15 protein-coding genes are annotated in these 19,190 nt (G+C 33.6%); 13 read left to right on the top strand and 2 right to left on the bottom strand.

Annotated features, from left to right (window positions below; genetic code table 11):
* The first annotated feature begins 85 nt into the window (after positions 1 to 85).
* From ABD077_RS06125 to ABD077_RS06160, 8 genes are all read left to right on the top strand, one after another.
* Positions 86 to 1,438 (top strand): OmpA family protein, encoded by a 1,353-nt coding sequence (locus tag ABD077_RS06125; protein WP_343911476.1) that lies wholly within the window; start codon positions 86 to 88, stop codon positions 1,436 to 1,438.
* A 70-nt stretch (positions 1,439 to 1,508) separates the two neighbouring features.
* Entirely contained in the window at positions 1,509 to 2,243 is a 735-nt protein-coding gene (locus ABD077_RS06130) for a hypothetical protein (protein WP_343911477.1), read from the top strand.
* Positions 2,244 to 2,677: 434 nt separating this feature from the next.
* Positions 2,678 to 3,655 carry a ribonucleotide-diphosphate reductase subunit beta gene (locus ABD077_RS06135; RefSeq protein WP_299894680.1) on the top strand — a complete coding sequence of 326 codons (978 nt, stop codon included), beginning with the start codon at positions 2,678 to 2,680 and terminating at the stop codon, positions 3,653 to 3,655.
* A gap of 313 nt (positions 3,656 to 3,968) precedes the next feature.
* Complete coding sequence (locus ABD077_RS06140) at positions 3,969 to 6,440, top strand: ribonucleoside-diphosphate reductase subunit alpha (protein WP_343911478.1); 2,472 nt, start codon at positions 3,969 to 3,971, stop codon at positions 6,438 to 6,440.
* Positions 6,441 to 6,644: 204 nt separating this feature from the next.
* A complete protein-coding gene (locus tag ABD077_RS06145) occupies positions 6,645 to 7,145 on the top strand; it encodes a zinc-ribbon domain-containing protein (RefSeq protein ID WP_343911479.1) in 501 nt (166 codons plus the stop codon).
* A gap of 1 nt (position 7,146) precedes the next feature.
* The gene (locus tag ABD077_RS06150) at positions 7,147 to 7,902 is read left to right on the top strand and encodes a CPBP family intramembrane glutamic endopeptidase (RefSeq protein WP_343911480.1); all 756 of its coding nucleotides are present in this window, start codon (positions 7,147 to 7,149) and stop codon (positions 7,900 to 7,902) included.
* 7 nt (positions 7,903 to 7,909) lie between these two features.
* Positions 7,910 to 9,253: a dGTP triphosphohydrolase gene (gene dgt, locus ABD077_RS06155; RefSeq protein ID WP_343911970.1), complete on the top strand. Its 1,344-nt coding sequence runs from the start codon at positions 7,910 to 7,912 to the stop codon at positions 9,251 to 9,253.
* A gap of 271 nt (positions 9,254 to 9,524) precedes the next feature.
* Positions 9,525 to 12,185 carry a T9SS-dependent M36 family metallopeptidase gene (locus tag ABD077_RS06160; RefSeq protein WP_343911481.1) on the top strand — a complete coding sequence of 887 codons (2,661 nt, stop codon included), beginning with the start codon at positions 9,525 to 9,527 and terminating at the stop codon, positions 12,183 to 12,185.
* 11 nt (positions 12,186 to 12,196) lie between these two features.
* Here ABD077_RS06160 and ABD077_RS06165 read toward each other — a convergent pair whose 3' ends face one another.
* On the bottom strand, positions 12,197 to 13,966 hold the full coding sequence (locus ABD077_RS06165; protein WP_343911482.1) for a 1-deoxy-D-xylulose-5-phosphate synthase: 1,770 nt from the start codon (positions 13,964 to 13,966) through the stop codon (positions 12,197 to 12,199).
* 131 nt (positions 13,967 to 14,097) lie between these two features.
* Here ABD077_RS06165 and ABD077_RS06170 point away from each other — a divergent pair, with 131 nt between their 5' ends.
* From ABD077_RS06170 to ABD077_RS06190, 5 genes are all read left to right on the top strand, one after another.
* Positions 14,098 to 14,547: a nucleoside deaminase gene (locus ABD077_RS06170; RefSeq protein ID WP_343911483.1), complete on the top strand. Its 450-nt coding sequence runs from the start codon at positions 14,098 to 14,100 to the stop codon at positions 14,545 to 14,547.
* A gap of 105 nt (positions 14,548 to 14,652) precedes the next feature.
* Positions 14,653 to 16,572 carry a DUF294 nucleotidyltransferase-like domain-containing protein gene (locus tag ABD077_RS06175; RefSeq protein ID WP_343911484.1) on the top strand — a complete coding sequence of 640 codons (1,920 nt, stop codon included), beginning with the start codon at positions 14,653 to 14,655 and terminating at the stop codon, positions 16,570 to 16,572.
* Complete coding sequence (locus tag ABD077_RS06180; RefSeq protein ID WP_343911485.1) at positions 16,573 to 17,238, top strand: 3'-5' exonuclease; 666 nt, start codon at positions 16,573 to 16,575, stop codon at positions 17,236 to 17,238.
* A 70-nt stretch (positions 17,239 to 17,308) separates the two neighbouring features.
* Entirely contained in the window at positions 17,309 to 18,088 is a 780-nt protein-coding gene (locus ABD077_RS06185; protein WP_343911486.1) for a peptidase associated/transthyretin-like domain-containing protein, read from the top strand.
* The gene (locus ABD077_RS06190; RefSeq protein ID WP_343911487.1) at positions 18,066 to 18,896 is read left to right on the top strand and encodes a peptidase associated/transthyretin-like domain-containing protein; all 831 of its coding nucleotides are present in this window, start codon (positions 18,066 to 18,068) and stop codon (positions 18,894 to 18,896) included. The genes ABD077_RS06185 and ABD077_RS06190 overlap by 23 nt, the downstream gene beginning before the upstream one ends.
* 47 nt (positions 18,897 to 18,943) lie before the next feature.
* Here the strand turns inward: ABD077_RS06190 and ABD077_RS06195 are convergent, their stop codons facing one another.
* Positions 18,944 to 19,141 carry a cold-shock protein gene (locus tag ABD077_RS06195; RefSeq protein WP_299603854.1) on the bottom strand — a complete coding sequence of 66 codons (198 nt, stop codon included), beginning with the start codon at positions 19,139 to 19,141 and terminating at the stop codon, positions 18,944 to 18,946.
* Positions 19,142 to 19,190: the final 49 nt, after the last annotated feature.

Genomic DNA, 19,190 nt, shown 5'->3' on the forward strand with positions numbered 1-19,190 from the left:
AATTTTTTATGCGAAAGCATAGCGGTTGATCTAAGCGAAAGATTTTTATTTAACTCATTTCTAGTAAAATAAAAATTTTTAATAGATGAAAACTACAAAGCAAATAATCGGAATAGCGGTATTGTTTATTTTAATGATAATACCGCAACATGTAGAAGCTCAGTTTTGGAAGAAAGTAGCAAAAACTGCTGAAAAAGCCGCAGAAAAGACCATATTAAAAAAGACAGAGGAAAAAGTTTCCAAAAAGACAGGTAAAACAATTGATGATACTGTCGACGGAAAACCTAAAAGCAAAAAGAAGAAAAAAAGTAAGAAAACTAAAAAAAGTAATGACGCCGTAATTTCTTCTGATACAGTAAATGAAACGGAGGAATTGGAAAATGGAAAACCTGCTTTTGCCGCGTATTCCAAATTTGACTTTGTCGCTGGAGAGAATATTTTAGCTTACGAAGATTTTAGTCAGGATGAAATTGGAGATTTGCCTGCAAGGTGGAACTCTTCTAACTCTGCAGAGGTAGTTACTTTAAATAATACCGAAGGTAGATTCATTCAAATAGGAACGGGAAAAGGGTCTTATGTTCCTGAATTTATCGAAGAGTTTCCAGATAATTTTACATTGGAATATGATGTTGTATTCGATTTTGATGTGGCGCAATACACATATCAAAGAGATTTAATGGTTGTTTTTTCTGATTTAAAAAATCCCGGATATAGCTTGCAGGATGGAACGCCTGGAGATAACGGTTTCTCATTTGCTATACGAGGTGGCATCAGCGGTGGTGGAGGAATTGATATCTATAAATATAACAAAGACAGAAACCTAGATCTTCGTTCTAAAAAAGGAATTGAGCTTTTTGATAAAGATAATAGAGGAAGAGGAGAAAAAATACACGTATCTATCTGGAAACAAAAACAAAGAATGCGTATTTATATTAATGAGCAAAAAGTATTCGACATACCTAGAGCTTTTGAAAAAAACACTATTGTAAAAAATCTAAAATTCTTCTCAGAAATATCAGAAGAAAATACATTCTATTATTTAGGGAATATAAGATATGCGGTTGGAAAACCTGATATGCGAAACAAACTGATAACCGAAGGAAAACTGGTGACATATGGAATTACTTTCGACACTGGAAAAGCTAGTATGAAATCCGAATCTTACGGTACTATCAAAAAGATAGCAGGTGTGCTTACTGAAAATCCATCAGTTAACGTGTTAATTACTGGCCACACGGATAAAGACGGTGATGATGCTTTTAATCAAAAACTATCTGAAGAAAGAGCAGTTTCAGTTAAGAAGACTTTAGTGAGTGAGTTTGGTATTGACTCCTCTAGGCTAAAAACTGAAGGAAAAGGGGAGAGTGATCCGGTTGATAATGGTGATGCTCCAGAAGCAAAAGCAAAGAATAGAAGAGTTGAATTCAAAAAAATATAAAAACAATGTTTACCTCTTTGTCTTTAACGACACTAATGAAAAAACTTGATAATAATTAAAAATGAAAACAATGAACACAAAATTTAAAAGTATAGGTACGATGATTATGATAGCACTAGCATTAGTGTTTCAATCTTGCGGTAATGATGATGATGGTTTAGTAATTGAAAATGAAAACCAGCTCGAGAATCTTCAGGAACGTTTTGGGCAATATGAAGAATCTATCGGTAATATAGAAGCTCCAGATGCAATGGAAGGATATGCACAAGACAATGTGTATGCATCTAACGCTGTATGGACTATCGCATCACTACAAGTACAGGCATTAACGTATTCTTCAATTTTTCTAAGCATTCCAACTGATGCCGAGCAGCAAAGTGTAGTTGGTAAAAACGGAAGTATGGCAGATACTTGGGTTTGGAGTGCAGGTGGTGTTACGCTTTATTATACAGTAACATCAGATGCTGCTTTTGATTATTTTACATATGATATAGAAGAAGGAGGAGTGCGAAGAACTTTTTATGAAGGTAGAATTAGTAAAGATGGTAATTTCTATGAAGTAAGATTTAACGGTGAAGACGGAAGCTTTATCCTAATGACATATAGAAAAACGGGTAGTGTGATCACTTTCACGATCGAAGATCATAATAATGATAAAATAGAAATGATTTATAATGAAACAGATAGGTCAGGATCAATTAAGGCTTTCGAAGCAGGAGTATTAACAGAAAGTTTTGTTTGGTCAGGTGACGGAACAGGAGTGTATACGAATCATGTTACAGGAGAAACATTCTCTTGGCCATAAGATGTAAATATAAAAATCACCCTTTGGAAAAATCATACTCGTTAATTCAGGTATGATTTTTCTTTTTATTCCATTTTTTTATTAAAAATAAAATTTTTCTTGTCACTTATTAACGTGTGGTTTTGCCGTAAAATAGGGGTTTTTTTTAGTTTTGTTTTTGAAGACAAAAAACTGCGTCAGCAACTGAAAAATAAGTGTTTTTTAAGGTTACTAACAGTGTTGTTTATATCTTTTTTTGTTAATTTAATTATTTGTAAATCAGTGTTTTAGCTGGTTTCTGGTGAATTTTGATTTTTATTGCTTAATTCCCTTCGTGTTGAAAACTTTGTTGAAAACGTTTGCCAAATTTTTGTGAAACATTTGGAGCATTTTTTGATCTTTGTTAGTCCGTAACGGAAACAAAAAAAATAGATAACTAGCTTAAAGAAAAAAAGATGAATGCAGTAGAGCCAATTTTACAAGAAAACAAGGATAGATTTGTTATTTTTCCTATCAAACATCATGACATTTGGGATTGGTATAAAAAATCAGAGGCTAGTTTCTGGACTGCAGAAGAAATTGACCTACATCAGGATATTACAGATTGGAGTACAAAATTGACAAATGATGAAAGATATTTTATCAAACATATTTTAGCATTTTTTGCTGCTTCAGATGGAATCGTAAATGAGAATTTAGCTGAAAATTTCGTAAATGAAGTTCAATATAGTGAGGCAAAGTTCTTTTATGGATTTCAAATTATGATGGAGAATATTCACTCTGAGACCTATTCTTTGTTAATTGACACCTATGTAAAAGACGAAAAAGAAAAAGATATCTTATTTAAGGCAATTGAAAACTTTCCTGCGATTAAGAAAAAAGCGGATTGGGCGTTAAAATGGATCGATTCTGATTCTTTTGCAGAAAGGTTAATTGCATTTGCAGCAGTAGAAGGGATTTTCTTCTCAGGTGCTTTCTGTTCTATTTTCTGGTTAAAAAAACGTGGTCTGATGCCAGGTCTTACATTTTCTAACGAGTTGATATCAAGAGATGAAGGTGTGCATTGTGATTTTGCAGTACACTTACATAACAATCACCTGATTAATAAAGTGCCAAAGGAAAGAATTCGTGAAATAATTGTTGATGCACTTAATATCGAAAGAGAATTTATCACAGAATCTCTTCCAGTAAGTTTAATAGGAATGAATGCAAATCTAATGACACAATATCTAGAGTTTGTTACGGATAGATTGTTGTTAGAGTTGAATTGTGAAAAAGAATATGGAACTGCAAATCCATTTGATTTTATGGATATGATCTCATTACAAGGAAAAACTAATTTCTTTGAAAAGAGAGTATCGGAATATCAGAAAGCTGGAGTTCTTAATAAAGATACCGAGGATAATAAGATAAGTTTTGATGCCGATTTTTAATCTCTAAAAGTCACTTCAGAATAATAATATATTCATTCTGAGCTAATTAATATAGGAAATCTATAAAAGTAATCGATTAGCTCAGTTTGATTAAGCTTTCTAAAAGCTTGCCAAAACAAAAAAAGGCGAAAGTCAATAATTGTATTTTACTTGTATAAATTCTCTGATTTGTATAATGCAGAGGTTTCTTTTTAGTATCTGATTTCGGGGGAGATCACGCAATTAATTATGACTTTCAGTAATGAAGAGGAATATAAACACAAATTAATATCGTAGTTCTTCAAAAGAAGAATTTTATAAAAACCAAAAACGTATGTATGTAGTAAAAAGAGACGGTCACAAGGAGCCAATTATGTTCGACAAAATTACCGCAAGGGTAAGAAAGCTGTGTTATGGGTTAAATTCACTAGTTGATCCAGTAAAAGTTGCCATGAGGGTTATTGAAGGGTTATACGATGGAGTAACTACAAGCGAGCTGGATAACCTTGCAGCAGAAATTGCAGCTACTATGACGATCGCACACCCTGATTATGCCAAACTTGCAGCGAGGATATCAGTCTCTAATTTACATAAAAACACTAAAAAGACCTTCTCTGAAGTAGTGAAGGATTTATATGAGTATGTAAATCCTAGAACAGAGAAGAAAGCACCATTGATCTCTGATGAGGTGTATGAGGTAATCATGGCTAATAAAGAAAAGTTAGACTCTACGATTATCTACAACAGAGATTTTGGATACGATTATTTTGGTTTTAAAACATTAGAACGTTCATATTTACTTAAGTTAAATGGTAAAATAGCAGAGCGTCCACAGCATATGTTAATGAGAGTTTCTATAGGAATTCATCTAAATGATCTAGATGCAGCTATAGAAACGTATGAATTAATGTCGAAAAAATATTTTACACACGCGACACCTACGTTATTTAATTCTGGTACTCCAAAACCTCAAATGTCTTCTTGTTTCTTATTAGCGACCAAAGAAGATAGTATCGATGGTATTTATGATACTTTAAAGCAAACGGCAAAGATTTCACAATCTGCGGGAGGAATAGGATTATCTATACACAATGTTAGAGCTACAGGATCTTATATAGCAGGTACTAATGGTACGTCTAATGGTATTGTGCCGATGTTACGTGTATTTAACGATACAGCACGTTATGTAGATCAAGGAGGAGGAAAACGAAAAGGTTCTTTTGCGATTTACGTAGAACCGTGGCATGCTGATATTTTTGACTTTTTAGATCTGAAGAAGAATCATGGTAAAGAAGAAATGCGTGCTCGTGATTTGTTCTATGCAATGTGGATTCCAGATTTATTTATGAAACGTGTACAGGAAGATGCAGAATGGACATTAATGTGTCCTAACGAATGTCCTGGTTTATTCGATATGCATAGTGAAGAATTCGAAGAAACCTATGTGCGTTATGAAGCAGAAGGAAAAGGACGTAGAACGATTAAAGCACGTGAGTTATGGGAGAAAATCCTAGAATCACAGATTGAAACTGGTACTCCTTATATGTTGTATAAAGATGCAGCAAATAGAAAATCAAATCAGCAGAACCTTGGTACGATTCGTTCGTCCAACTTATGTACAGAGATTTTAGAGTATACAAGTCCGGATGAAGTAGCGGTATGTAATCTAGCTTCTATTGCATTGCCAATGTTTGTGAAAAATGGTGAGTTTGATCATGAAGAGCTTTTCAGAATCACAAAACGTGTTACTAAAAACTTAAATAAAGTAATCGACAGGAATTACTATCCCGTAAAAGAAGCTGAAAATTCTAATATGCGTCACCGTCCGATTGGATTAGGAGTACAAGGATTAGCAGATACTTTTATTCAGTTAAGAATGCCGTTTACTAGTGATGAGGCTAAAAAGTTAAATCAAGAGATTTTTGAAACTTTATATTTTGCTGCTGTAACTGCTTCTATGGAAGAGGCAACTGCAGATGGACCTTACCAAACATATGAAGGATCTCCGATCTCTAAAGGAGAATTTCAGCATAATTTATGGGGGATCAAAGATGAAGAATTAAGTGGTCGTTGGGACTGGGCTACACTTCGTAAAGAAGTATTAGAGCACGGAGTTCGTAACTCATTATTAGTCGCGCCAATGCCTACAGCATCTACTTCTCAGATTTTAGGAAATAATGAAGCTTTTGAGCCATACACAAGTAATATTTATACAAGACGTGTATTGTCTGGAGAGTTTATCGTTGTAAACAAACATCTTTTAGAAGATCTTGTAAAACTGAATTTATGGAGTGATGATCTTAAGGATGCAATTATGAGGGCTAATGGATCTATCCAGAATATAGATATCATCCCTCAAGATCTTAAAGAGTTATATAAAACAGTGTGGGAGTTGAGTATGAAGGATATTATCGATATGTCTCGCCACAGAGGATACTTTATAGATCAATCTCAATCGTTAAACTTATTTATGGAAGGTGCAACGATGGCTAAGCTTACTTCAATGCATTTCTACGCTTGGAAAAGTGGATTGAAAACAGGAATGTATTATTTAAGAACGAAGTCTGCGGTTGATGCGATTAAGTTTACATTAAAAACTGAAAAGAAAGAACAACCGCAAGCAGAAAAAGTAGCAGTGGCTGCTGCACAGGTTATGGAAGCACAAGCCACTCCTAAGACAGAACCACAAGCGGAACAAGTACAAGTTTCTGCAGAAGGAACTTCATTAACTCCTGAAGAATTGAGAGCGTTAATAGCGCAATCTAAAGAAGCTGAAGGAGATGACTGTTTAATGTGTGGGTCTTAATTAAGACCATTTATATAGGGCAAGAAAGGGAAGCATTTAGCTTCCCTTTTTTATGCAATAAAAACAACAAAAATTAGATTTTAAGGGTAACAAATAAGATGTTTTCGATACTTAGATGTGTAAAGGATTAAAAAAAACCGTTTATATCTTATAAAAGCGCTTTTTTAGTATCTTTAGAATCCCTGATCTAATAGTACCTATAGTATGGAAGAGATAACTATCCAACTCCCACATTGCTCTCAGTGCAATGAAGAAATGCTTGACAATGCCAAGTTTTGTACCTATTGCGGTTTTCCCGAAAATGGAGACGACAATGAAAAGGCAAAGTTTCACGCCCAAAGAGTTCTGAAAAAAAGCCAAATCAGAGAAGATCGTAAAAAAATTAGTTCTGCGAGAAATACATTGTATTGGATGGCAGGTATTTTCTTTGTTTCAGGATTGATTTTGTTTATGAATCTGGGAGATATTGCCGTTCTTATAGCTGGTGCTATTCTTGCTATTATCTATTTGGTCCTTGCATATTGGTCTCAGAAAAAACCGTTTGCAGCAATCTTGTCTGGATTACTATTATATCTCATGGTAATCGTTGTAAACATTATTGATGAGCCTTCTCGTATATTTGAAGGAATTTTGCTAAAAATCATAATTCTTAGTTTTTTGATAAAAGGAATGTATTCTGCATCACAAAGTGTAAAAGAACAATAATATGAATATGATTTGTAGAAATTGTGGTGCTTCATTAGAAAACGCGGTTAATTTTTGTCCTAACTGTGGAACCCCTATTAAAAAGAAAATTTCCGGAAAAGTAAAAAGAGAACATCTTAATCTGGTCATTGCATTTTACATTGTTATGTTGGTGTTTTTAATGATGAATTATTTTTTGTTTAATGAAGAAGGTTCATTACTTAAGGAGATCGCTACAGAAAGCATTTTTGCTTTGATTATTGTAGGTTTTACGTTCTTTGATTTTAAGAATATCATGAAATTGTATCGATTTCCTAAAATTAAACCACTTTATCTTTTGGGATATCTTGCGATACCATTTGCTTCTGCATTTATAGTATATTATCTAGTAGAGTATATCAATACAGAAGTATTTGAGGAGCATTACAATTACTATTTTACATATGTCGATTATCCAAATCCAATGTTTTGGGCTATTCTTTTTGTAGCCGTTTTTCCACCAATTTTTGAAGAACTTGGATTTAGGGGTTTTTTATATAATCAATTGAAGAAAATCACCAATACGAGAGTCACTATTATTCTAACAGCTTTTATTTTTGCTCTGGTACATTTTTCGGTAATCTCATTGTTATGGATCTTTCCATTTGGGTTATTATTAGGATATTTACGGCACAGATATAATACTTTATGGATAGGAATGATAATTCATTTTATACATAACTTCATAGTGTTATATTTGGACTATTATTATTTTGATAGCAAATTGCTAGAATTTTGAAAGTATGATGAACTGGGAACAGCTTCTTTCTTTGAAAAGACAAGGGGATACGAATAAAAGATTACGAAAAGAACAAGACGAAACTCGATTAGGGTTTGAAGTAGATTATGACAGGATTATATTTTCTTCTGCTTTTAGAAGTTTACAAGATAAAACACAGGTAATTCCTTTGTCTAAAACCAGTTTTGTACATACACGTTTGACTCATAGCTTAGAAGTTTCGGTTGTAGGTCGTTCGCTAGGTCGTGTTGTAGGTAAAAAAGTCTTAGAAAAACATCCACATCTGGCTACAATTCATGGATATCAGTTTAATGATTTCGGAGCTATTGTAGCTGCGGCCTCCTTGTCACATGATATTGGAAATCCACCCTTTGGACACTCCGGAGAAAAAGCAATAGGAGAGTATTTTGCTACTGGAAAAGGGAAGAAGTATAAAGAATTTTTAACCCCCAAACAATATCAAGATCTTATTGATTTTGAAGGAAATGCGAATGGTTTTAAAATTCTAACAGAGTCCAGAAAAGGAATAGAAGGTGGTTTGCGATTATCATATGCTACTTTAGGAGCTTTTATGAAATATCCAAAAGCATCTTTGCCTAAAAAACCAACTCCTCATATAGCGCATAAGAAGTTTGGATATTTTCAGAATGAAAGTGCATTTTTCAAAGAAGTCGCCGAAGAAGTTGGTTTAATTCCTCAACAAATTGGAGATGAAATAACCTATAGTCGACATCCGTTGACATTTTTAGTAGAAGCAGCAGATGATATTTGTTATACTATTATTGATTTTGAAGATGGAATTAATTTGGGACTCATACAAGAAGAGTACGCGTTGGAGTATCTCATTAAATTGGTAAAAGACTCGATAAATACAGCTAAATACAACAGTCTGTCTACTACTGCAGATCGATTAAGTTATTTGAGAGCACTTGCCATAAATACATTAATTCAAGAAGCAGCAAATACATTTATTACATACGAAGAGGATATTTTATCTGGTAATTTTGATACAGCACTTATCGATAAGAGTAAGTACCAAGCACAAATAGATGATATTATCAAAATCAGTGTTGCCAATATATACCAGAGTACAGAAGTGGTTGAAAAAGAAATCGCTGGATATGAAATTTTGGCGACTTTATTAGATCGGTATTGTACAGCAACCAATAATTATAATAATCAAGAGGCTTCTAATTATGATAAATTAATCTTGAAAGCAGAAGGAAGTAATTTTGATTATTCTCATGAAGATCTATACACTAGACTGATTAGCATAAGTAATTATGTCGCAAGTCTTACGGATGGAAATGCGTTGTTAAAGTTTCAGAAAATCAGAGGTTTACAAGTTTAGATAAACGCTCTAAAGAAGAGTAATAGTTTAACGAAAAAAAGAGATGAAATCTCTCTTGATGTATCGTTAAAGTAGTTTTTTAAATCATTTTTTTGAAAGTTTTATCAAATAATTCCGACAACATTGTTTGGGTGTTACATTGCTTAGATTTGGTAAGTTTTAGGGTAAATAAGAGAGTATAGAAATCTAATTTTAACATTTAAGGTTTCTTTTTTTTACTATTTTACACCTCTGAAAATTAAAGATAGTCACTTTTTTAAATAATTTTAAAATGAAAAAATACTACGTAAGTATTCTATTTTTTGTTATGATTTTTCATTCTGTTGGTATGAATGGACAGTCTTCAAATCTTCAATTAATTAAGGATTATTTAATAGAAGAAGGGATGTCCCCCAACGATATTTTGGGATTACAAATACAGAGAGAATCTTTTTCTAAAAGCTTAGATGCTTCCAATGTATATGTCATTCAACAATATAATGAGATTCCAATTTACAATGCTATAGGTAGTTTTGTTTTAAAAAATGGTAAAGTAGTATCTTCTAACCAGAAATTTTATAAGAATCTTTCCCAAATAGTAACTACAACACGACCTTCAATTTTAGCCGAAGATGCTGTACAATACGTGGCTTCTGATGCAGGAATTAATGCTTCTATTAATTTGAAAACAGTTCAGAAGAAAGGAAATCAAACAGTAGTTTTTTATGATGAAAATGTTTCTGAAGAGCAAATACCTGTTCGGCCTATGTACGTTTGGAAAGATGAGACATTAATACTTACTTGGGATGTTAGTATTTATACTCTAGATGGGAAGCATTGGTATAGTACCAGAGTAAATGCATTAAATGGAGAAGTAGTTGATAAAACTGATTGGATGACAGAATGTTCATTTGATCATTCTCATGTTAAAGAGAAATCTTCGGCGGTAATACATAAGAATTCTTTTGGAGTTCATGCCGGAGAATATGATTTTTTTATGGACGGAACGTATAATGTTTATCCTATTCCTGCTATAGAAAGTCCTAATCATGGTAATAGAGTCTTGGTGTCTAATCCAGCAGATGCTACAGCATCTCCTTTTGGTTGGCATGATACTGATGGTGCAAATGGTGCAGAATTTACGACCACTAGAGGTAATAATGTAATTGCATCTGAAGATGTAAATGCTAATAATGGAATTGGAAACTTGGCTGATGGTGGATCTAATTTAGTATTTGATTTTCCTTTTGATCCTGATGCTTTGGTAGAAAATTTTGAAGATGCTTCAATAACAAACCTGTTTTATGGGAATAATGTTGCCCATGACGTTTGGTATCACTATGGTTTTGACGAAACTGCGGGGAACTTTCAATTTAATAATTATGGAAGAGGAGGATCGGACGGTGATGAAGTTTTTGCAGATGCTCAAGATGGTTCTGGTTTTAATAATGCTAATTTTGGAACACCACCTGATGGTTTTAACCCAAGAATGCAAATGTTCTTATGGAACCCACAAGCAGATCCATCTGTTAATACTTTTGTTGTGAACGGAGGAACGTTAGGAGGATCATATACTACTGTTGATAATTCTTTTAATCCAGGGCATGTAGATGCTCCCGAATTTCCAAGTGGATTAACGGCTAATTTAGCACTTGCAATTGATGATGACAGTTCGGCAGATGCCAATGATGCTTGCTCTAATATAATAAATGCCGCTGATCTTAATGGAAGAGTTGCAGTAGTAAGACGTGGTTCTTGTAATTTTGATGATAAAGTAGCTAGATGTCAGGCTGCAGGTGCTGTTGCTGTGGTAGTTGTAAATAATGTTGCAGGAGATCCTATAGCGATGGGAGGAGATGATGGCAGTATTACTATTCCTGCAGTAATGATTGGTAGAGATGATGGAGAAGCGTTGATAGCTGAAATGAGTTCAACAACAATTAATGTTACTATATCAGATGTAGGAAGAAACTTTTTTGCAGAAGATAGTAGTTTTGATAATGGAATTGTAATTCATGAATATGGACATGGAATTTCCACTCGATTAACTGGAGGAGCTAATAACTCTGGATGTTTAACTTCTTGCGCGCTAAGAGATATTGATGGTAATTGTATCCAGTTTACTGAACAAATGGGTGAAGGATGGTCAGATTGGTTTGCACTGATGATGACTATTGAGTCTGGAGATACTGGCGAAGATAGCAGAGGAATTGGTACATATGCTGCAGGACAACCAACGACAGGTGGAGGAATTAGACCATTTCCATATAGTACTAATATGAGTATTAATCCGGTAACCTATGCTGATACTAATAATGAAACAAATTTTTCTGCACCTCACGGAGTAGGATCTGTATGGGCATCAATGATTTGGGATTTGGCTTGGGCTCTTATAGAGAGAGATGGTTTTGACCCGGATTTATATAACGGGACAGGAGGAAATAATTTAGCAATGCAGTTGATTATAGATGGATTAAAACTACAATCTTGTAACCCGGGTTTTGTTGATGGTCGTGATGCTATACTTATGGCAGACGAAGTTGCAAATTCTGGAGCAAATGCCTGTTTAATATGGGAAGTGTTTGCAAGACGTGGGCTTGGTTGGAGTGCCTCACAAGGTAATTCTCTTGATAGAACAGATCAGACAGAGGCATTTGATATTCCGCCAACATCAGAAGTATCTTGTCTATTAAATGTAGAAGATTTTGAAGATAGTATCTTCAGAATAACACCAAATCCTTCTAATGGAAGTTTTGTAATTAATGTTTCCAGAGCTTTTGGAGGCAGTAATGTGAGTATTATTGATCTAAATGGGAGAGTTGTGTATAATAAAGAAATTCAACTCGATAATTCTTATAATATCAATGCCGAAAATTTAAGAGAAGGGATTTATCTATTACAGATCGAAACTAAAGAAGGAAATAGATTTACTACTAAAATAGCAATCCAGTAAATGATATATAGTTAAAGAAGTCTTAGAATTGTCTCCTTTATTTTTGAAGAAGAAATACCACAGATGTCCTGTAATTCTTCTGTTGTTCCATGATGGATAAAATTATCTGGGATTCCTAGGGTATATATTTTATTTCCAAGTTTATTTTCATTCACAAAAGAGATTATAGAATGTCCGAAACCACCTTTGATAACACCATCTTCTACTGTAATAATTATTTTATGTTTTTGTAATATTTCCTTTAAGAGTTCTTTGTCTAATGGTTTGATAAAGCAAAAATGATAGTGACTTACTTTTGCTGAAAGTGTATCTAAAGTATCAGATACATTGCTTCCAATTGTCCCAGTAGATAGTATTGCTATATCAGAATCCATTTCTAAAAGACATTTTGCTTTACCGATTGGAACCTCTGTCATATCTTTTTTCCAATCTAAAATCCTACCTCTACCTCTTGGATATCTTATGGAGATTGGATTATCTAATCTCAAAGAAGCGGTGTATAGTAAATTTCGTAGTTCAATTTCATCTAATGGAGCAGCAACTATCATGTTTGGGATACAATTCGTGTAAGCAATGTCAAAAACACCATGATGAGTAGCACCATCTGCTCCCACTAATCCTGCTCGATCAATACAAAAGACTACAGGTAGATTTTGTAAGGCCACATCATGTATTAGTTGATCATAAGCACGTTGAAGAAAAGTAGAATATATGGTGCAAAATGGTATTAATCCTTGGGTAGCCATTCCCGCAGCTAAAGTAACAGCATGTTGTTCCGCAATACCAACATCAAATGCTCTGTCTGGCATTTCTTCCATCATATATTTTAGAGAGCTACCAGTAGGCATAGCAGGAGTAATCCCGATAATATCTTTGTTTTTTCTTGCTAACTCTAAAATAGTATGGCCAAATACATCTTGAAATTTTGGAGGTTCTTGAGTATCTTTTTTAGGAACTAACTCTCCAGTAGCAGCATCAAATTTTCCAGGGGCGTGGTACTTTACCTGATTTTCTTCGGCTTGTTTTAACCCTTTACCTTTAGTGGTAATAATATGCAATAATTTAGGGCCTTTTTTATTTTTTAGGTTTTCTAAAGTTTTAAGTAAACCGGGTAAGTCATGACCATCAACAGGACCAAAATAAGAGAAGTTAAGTGCTTCGATAATATTGTCTGTTTTGGGTTTGTATCCTACTTTGGCTTTGGTTAAATATTCTTTTAAAGCACCGACGCTTGGATCAATTCCTATAGAATTATCATTAAGAATTACTAACATGTTTGCATCGGTAACACCAGCATGATTAAGACCTTCAAATGCCATTCCGCTAGCGATAGAAGCATCTCCAATTACCGCAATATGTTGTTTGGTGATGTTTCCTTTTAATTTAGAAGCAATGGCCATTCCTAAAACGGCGGAAATAGAAGTGGAGGAATGTCCTACTCCGAAAGTATCGTATTCACTTTCGCTGCGTTTAGGAAATCCACTAATACCATGTAATTGTCGATTGGTATGAAATAGATCTTTTCTTCCTGTAAGAATCTTATGAGGATATGCCTGATGTCCTACATCCCAAACCAATAGATCGTTTGGAGTATCAAAAATGTAGTGCAACGCAATAGTCAATTCTATAACGCCTAAACTAGCTCCCAAATGACCTTCTTTGGTCGCTACGATATTAATAACAAAATTGCGTAATTCTTGCGCTAATATTGGTAATTGATCAAGAGAAAGTTTTCTGAGATCTTGCGGGTATTTTATACGAGAAAGTAATTTTTCTTTCATGAAGCAAAAGTACTATTTTGAAATGAGCTGGAGTATCAATTTAAAATTAGATATATAAGTTTGGTAGAATATTGATTTCAATGAAATAAGAATAATTATATTTATTAGTTTTACTTGAAATTGAAATTATTATGTTTGATCCCTATGATGATTCTCATTTTATGAGAAAAGCACTGCAGGAAGCTGAAATGGCTTATGATAAAGGAGAAATACCTATTGGAGCGGTAGTAGTAGTAGCCGATAGGGTTATTGCTAGAGCCCATAACCTCACAGAACTTTTAAATGATGTTACAGCACATGCGGAAATGCAAGCTATTACTGCTGCTGCCAATTTTTTAGGAGGGAAATACCTTAAAGAGTGTACTCTGTATGTAACGATAGAGCCTTGTCAGATGTGTGCTGGTGCTCTGTATTGGAGCCAAATTGGTAAATTAGTATATGGAGCCAGAGATGAACAAAGAGGTTTTATTACTATGGGAACTAAACTTCATCCAAAAACTAAAATGGTAGGAGGTGTTTTGGCAGAAGAATGTAGCGAAATACTTAAGCGCTTTTTTGTGGAGAAACGAAACCTAAATTGATCTAAATATTGCCGTGATATTGTGAATTTAGTAATAAGGGAATAATGAGAGGTTTACTTTCTTTAATCGTTGGTCTATTATTCAATACATACTAAAATTAAAGGTGTGAAAAATACAATTGCAGAGCGAATTCAGGATTTTTTAAAACAGTTCCCACCTTTTAGTTTGCTTTCTAAAGAAGAATTGTTGTTTGTTTCTAGCCAAATTAGAGTATTGTATTTGGAAAAAGGAGCTTATGTGTTTAGGCAAGATGAGCAATGTCATGATGAGTTCTACATTGTTAGAGAAGGAGCAATAGGGTTATATAGAACTACAGGAAATATTCAAAACTTCGTGGATATTTGTGATTCTGGAGATCTCTTTGGATTGCGTATTATGATTATCAAAAAGAATTATCGAATGGCTGCTTTGGCTAACGAAGAGTCCATCGTATATGCAATTCCTTCTTCAGTTTTTAAACCTTTTATTGATGAAAATAAAGAAGTAAATAATTTTTTATTAGAGACTTTTGCTACGCATGCTAGAAACTATTTTACAGAAACCGAAAAGGGAAAAAAAATAGACAATACTATTACTATCGAGCCAGCTAGTGACCTGTCTACGTTACGCACTATTTCTTATCGCAAGAAGCCTCTTATATGCACTTCTGACGCTATTGTAAAAGATATTGCTATAGAAATGAATGCTAAAAAATCCGATGCGATCGTTGTTGTTGATGATCAAAAGTATCCAATCGGAATTATTACGGATAGTGATCTTAGAGCTAAAGTGGCTACTGGATTAATATCAACCGAATCTCATGTTACTGAGGTAATGACAACACCCGTAAAAGCGTACTCTAAAAAAATAACAGTTGCAGAAGCACAAATAGCTTTAATTAAAAACAACATAAGTCACCTTTGTATTACAAAAGATGGCACGCGCAACTCTAAAACTGTTGGTGTTTTTTCTAATCATGATTTGTTAGTATCCTTTGGAAATAATCCTTCAGTTTTAATAAAGGAAATCAAAAGGGTAAAAAAAATCCAGCGGTTACGATATATCAGAAAACAAGTAGAAAGGTTACTAACTACCTATTTAGAGCAAGATATTCCTACAATGCATATCTTAAATCTTATTTCAGAAATAAATGACGCCTTAGTAGTTCGAACGATTGATTTGTCTTTACAAGAGATGGATTCATCACCTCCTGTATTATTTAGTTTTTTAGTAATAGGAAGCCAAGGACGAAGAGAGCAATTATTAATTACGGATCAGGATAATGCTATTGTATTTGAAGATGTTGAGGAAATAAGGTATACAGAAACTCAAAATTATTTTTTAGAGTTAGCAAGAAGAATTACTAAGAATTTACATACGATTGGTTTTGAATATTGTCCAGCAGAGATGATGGCTAGTAACCCAAGATGGTGCATGTCGGTATCTGAATGGGAGAAACAGTTTAGAGATTGGATGACAACTCCGACTGAAGAAAGCACTTTACTGTCGTCTATATTTTTTGATTTTCAGGCTGTATATGGTGATACTGATATGGTAAATCAATTATCAGATGTCGTATTTGATGGCGTGAACAAGAGTAAAAGATTTCTCGGGTTATTAGGTGTTAGCGCATTACAAAAACCATCTCCTTTAGGCTTTTTTAAACAATTTTTAGTGGAACAAAATGGAGAACATAAAGATACTTTCGATATCAAAATAAGGGCGATGATGGTACTAATTGATGGTGCACGAATTTTAGCATTATATCATAATTTAAAAGGAATTAATAATACATTACTGCGTTATGAGAAACTTGCAGCATTAGAACCAAATAATAAAGAGCTTTTCGAAAGTTGTGCAAAAGCTTTTAGGGTATTATTAAAGTTTAGGGCAAGGCAAGGGTTGATGCACAAAGATTCAGGGAGATATATTCAATTAAATACACTTAGCAAAAATGATAAATTGAAACTTAAAAGGTGCTTTAGACCCATTAGAGACATACAAGAAGTGCTTAGAGTTCGTTTTCAATTAAAAACATATATGTAAATGAATTTTTGGTTTTCAAATAAGGATAAAAAGAATTCCCCTGAGTTTTGGGTGGAGTATCTTAATTATTTCGAAAACCAGACTAGTAAAAAGAAGGTAGAAGAGACTAGGTTTGTTGCCTTTGATACAGAGACTACAGGTTTTGATTATAAAAATGATAGAGTTCTATCCATTGGGGCTGTGGCAATTCAGAGTATGAGTATTGATGTGTCTGATCAACTCGAATTATATCTAGAACAGGATGTTTTTAATTCTGAAACGGTGGAAATTCATGGAATTCGAAAAAATCACGAGTATATAAGAGTACATGAAAGCGATGCTATTGAGATGTTTTTGGGATTTATCCAAGATGCTGTATTAATTGCGCATCATGCAGACTTTGATAGAAGGATGATCAATAGTGCGCTTCAAAGACAAGGTTTAGGGACATTGAAAAATAGGTTTTTGGATACAGGAGTGCTATTTAGAAAGACCAAACATCTAATTTATAGTAGAGAGAGAAAATATAATCATTATACGCTTGATGAATTATGTGATGATTTAAAAATTTCCAAAAGTGATCGGCATACAGCTGCTGGTGATGCTTTTATTACCGCACTAGCCTTTTTGAAAATTATTTCGAAACTGAAAATTAAACCAACAGATGTTACTTCTTTACTTTTTTAGTACCAAAAAAATCCAAATCTTGTTGCAACCGTAGTTATTGTTTTTCGTCTTTTTGGTAGAATCAATCAAAATGAAAAAAGAACTTTATGTTGTGTTTTCTTTACTAGGTCTTGTCGGTTATGCACAAGAAAAAGATGTCTTGCATGGGAAAATATTGACAGATACTTTGCAACCGCAATCTATAAATATTATCAATCTTACTAAAGGATTAGGTACAATTAATGATGATGTTGGCTATTTTCAAATAAAAGCAGAAGAAGGAGATACCATTGTTTTTTCTTCTGTTCAACATTATCAAAAAACACATATAGTTACCAAAAAGGATCTGAAGAAAGCAAATCTTGCAATACTATTGGTAACCAAGGTGAATGAGTTAGATGAGGTGATAGTTTCTCAATATGATCTGTCTGGAGAAGTAAAAGAGGATATCAAGAAAATAGAAACATATGAGGATAACCTTCCTATGTTTAATGCAAAAGTTTTAGATGAAACTCCTTTTATCAAGGAGATGGGAGTAAAAACGGTAAAGAATAGAGTGATTGTTGATGAGATGGATGCTACACCAGTAAACCTAATAGCGGTAGGTAGAATGGTAGCGAGTCTGTTTAAGAAAAAGGATAAAACAAATCATGGTAATACGAGAATCCGGAAGATAACGGATTTTTATCAGGCAACTTTTATTGTTGAAGAATTAGAAATACCAGCAACAGAATTGTATAATTTTCTGGATTATATAAACGAACAGGCTGAAACAAAGAAGATATTAAAAACAGGAGACGAGCTTAGGGTTCTAGAACATTTGATACAGCAGAGCAAAATCTTCAATGATGAAAATCAGAAGAGAAAGTAATAATGGAAAACTAGTATTATTATTTCTAATGAAAAGATATACAAGTGTTCTGTTGTCACTAATTTCGTTCTTAAGCTTTGGTCAACAAAATTCATGGTTAAAGGGTCAGGTTATAGTTAATGCATTAGAATTAGAAGCGATAAATATTGTAAACCTTACCAAAGAAATAGGAACCATAAGTAGTAAGTCTGGCTACTTTGAGATTCCTGCTGATCTTGGAGATATTGTCGTTTTCTCTTCAGTTCAGTATAAACTAAAGAAATTTCAAATAACAGAAGAACAATTATTATCAGATAACTACAAAGTTTTTCTAGAACCGGAAGTGAATACATTAGATGAAGTTCATATATCTCAATATTCTTTAACTGGTGATATTAAGAAAGACCTAGAGGATATTCCGACTTACGAAAAAAACCTTCCTTTTTGGAATGCAGAACAACTTAAGCAAATGGGTGTGGCTAGACCCAATGATGCGCAATCACCAGTAGAAAACACGGTGCTAAAATCTGGGAATGAAGGTGCTGGAGTTTCCATTGATCTTATGGGGTTTGTTCAGGCGGTTTCCGGTATTTTTCAGAAAAAAAGTAAAGAAGATACCCCAGAAATTAGACTACATCAATATTACAAAGAAGAGTTTTTTATAAAAGAACTAAAGATTCCAGAAACAGAGTTTTATAATTTTATGGATTTTTTGGATCAGGAGACAGAGATACAAACAATACTGAGTACAAGAGATGGATTAAAAATATTAGAGTATCTGATGTTCCAAAGCAAAGTATTTAGAGATAAATATAACATACAAAAATAAAAAAAGACGCTATTTATAGCGTCTTTTGTAACCTTTCGAATATATCTTTATCCATGAATTACGCGAACCTGCGCCGCAATAATTCCTTTTCTTCCTTCTTGTTCTTGGTATTCTACTTTGTCACCTTCATTGAGAGCTTCACCATTTAATCCTGAAGCATGCACGAAAATGTCTTTTCCGGTTTCATCGTTGGTAATAAATCCGTAACCTTTAGATTCATTAAAAAATTTTACTGTTCCTTCCATTGTAATAAGATAATATTATGAATTCTAAAGGTAGCTTTTAATATAATAA

The organism is Aquimarina litoralis (genome assembly GCF_039523995.1).
GTDB lineage: Bacteria > Bacteroidota > Bacteroidia > Flavobacteriales > Flavobacteriaceae > Aquimarina > Aquimarina litoralis.

Excerpts from the sequence above, each read along its gene's own strand:
- ABD077_RS06125 (WP_343911476.1), top strand. The coding sequence starts at position 86 with ATGAAAACTACAAAGCAAATAATCGGAATAGCGGTATTGTTTATTTTA.
- ABD077_RS06130 (WP_343911477.1), top strand. The coding sequence starts at position 1,509 with ATGAACACAAAATTTAAAAGTATAGGTACGATGATTATGATAGCACTA.
- ABD077_RS06135 (WP_299894680.1), top strand. The coding sequence starts at position 2,678 with ATGAATGCAGTAGAGCCAATTTTACAAGAAAACAAGGATAGATTTGTT.
- ABD077_RS06140 (WP_343911478.1), top strand. The coding sequence starts at position 3,969 with ATGTATGTAGTAAAAAGAGACGGTCACAAGGAGCCAATTATGTTCGAC.
- ABD077_RS06145 (WP_343911479.1), top strand. The coding sequence starts at position 6,645 with ATGGAAGAGATAACTATCCAACTCCCACATTGCTCTCAGTGCAATGAA.
- ABD077_RS06150 (WP_343911480.1), top strand. The coding sequence starts at position 7,147 with ATGAATATGATTTGTAGAAATTGTGGTGCTTCATTAGAAAACGCGGTT.
- dgt (WP_343911970.1), top strand. The coding sequence starts at position 7,910 with ATGAACTGGGAACAGCTTCTTTCTTTGAAAAGACAAGGGGATACGAAT.
- ABD077_RS06160 (WP_343911481.1), top strand. The coding sequence starts at position 9,525 with ATGAAAAAATACTACGTAAGTATTCTATTTTTTGTTATGATTTTTCAT.
- ABD077_RS06165 (WP_343911482.1), bottom strand. The coding sequence starts at position 13,966 with ATGAAAGAAAAATTACTTTCTCGTATAAAATACCCGCAAGATCTCAGA.
- ABD077_RS06170 (WP_343911483.1), top strand. The coding sequence starts at position 14,098 with ATGTTTGATCCCTATGATGATTCTCATTTTATGAGAAAAGCACTGCAG.
- ABD077_RS06180 (WP_343911485.1), top strand. The coding sequence starts at position 16,573 with ATGAATTTTTGGTTTTCAAATAAGGATAAAAAGAATTCCCCTGAGTTT.
- ABD077_RS06185 (WP_343911486.1), top strand. The coding sequence starts at position 17,309 with ATGAAAAAAGAACTTTATGTTGTGTTTTCTTTACTAGGTCTTGTCGGT.
- ABD077_RS06190 (WP_343911487.1), top strand. The coding sequence starts at position 18,066 with ATGAAAATCAGAAGAGAAAGTAATAATGGAAAACTAGTATTATTATTT.
- ABD077_RS06195 (WP_299603854.1), bottom strand. The coding sequence starts at position 19,141 with ATGGAAGGAACAGTAAAATTTTTTAATGAATCTAAAGGTTACGGATTT.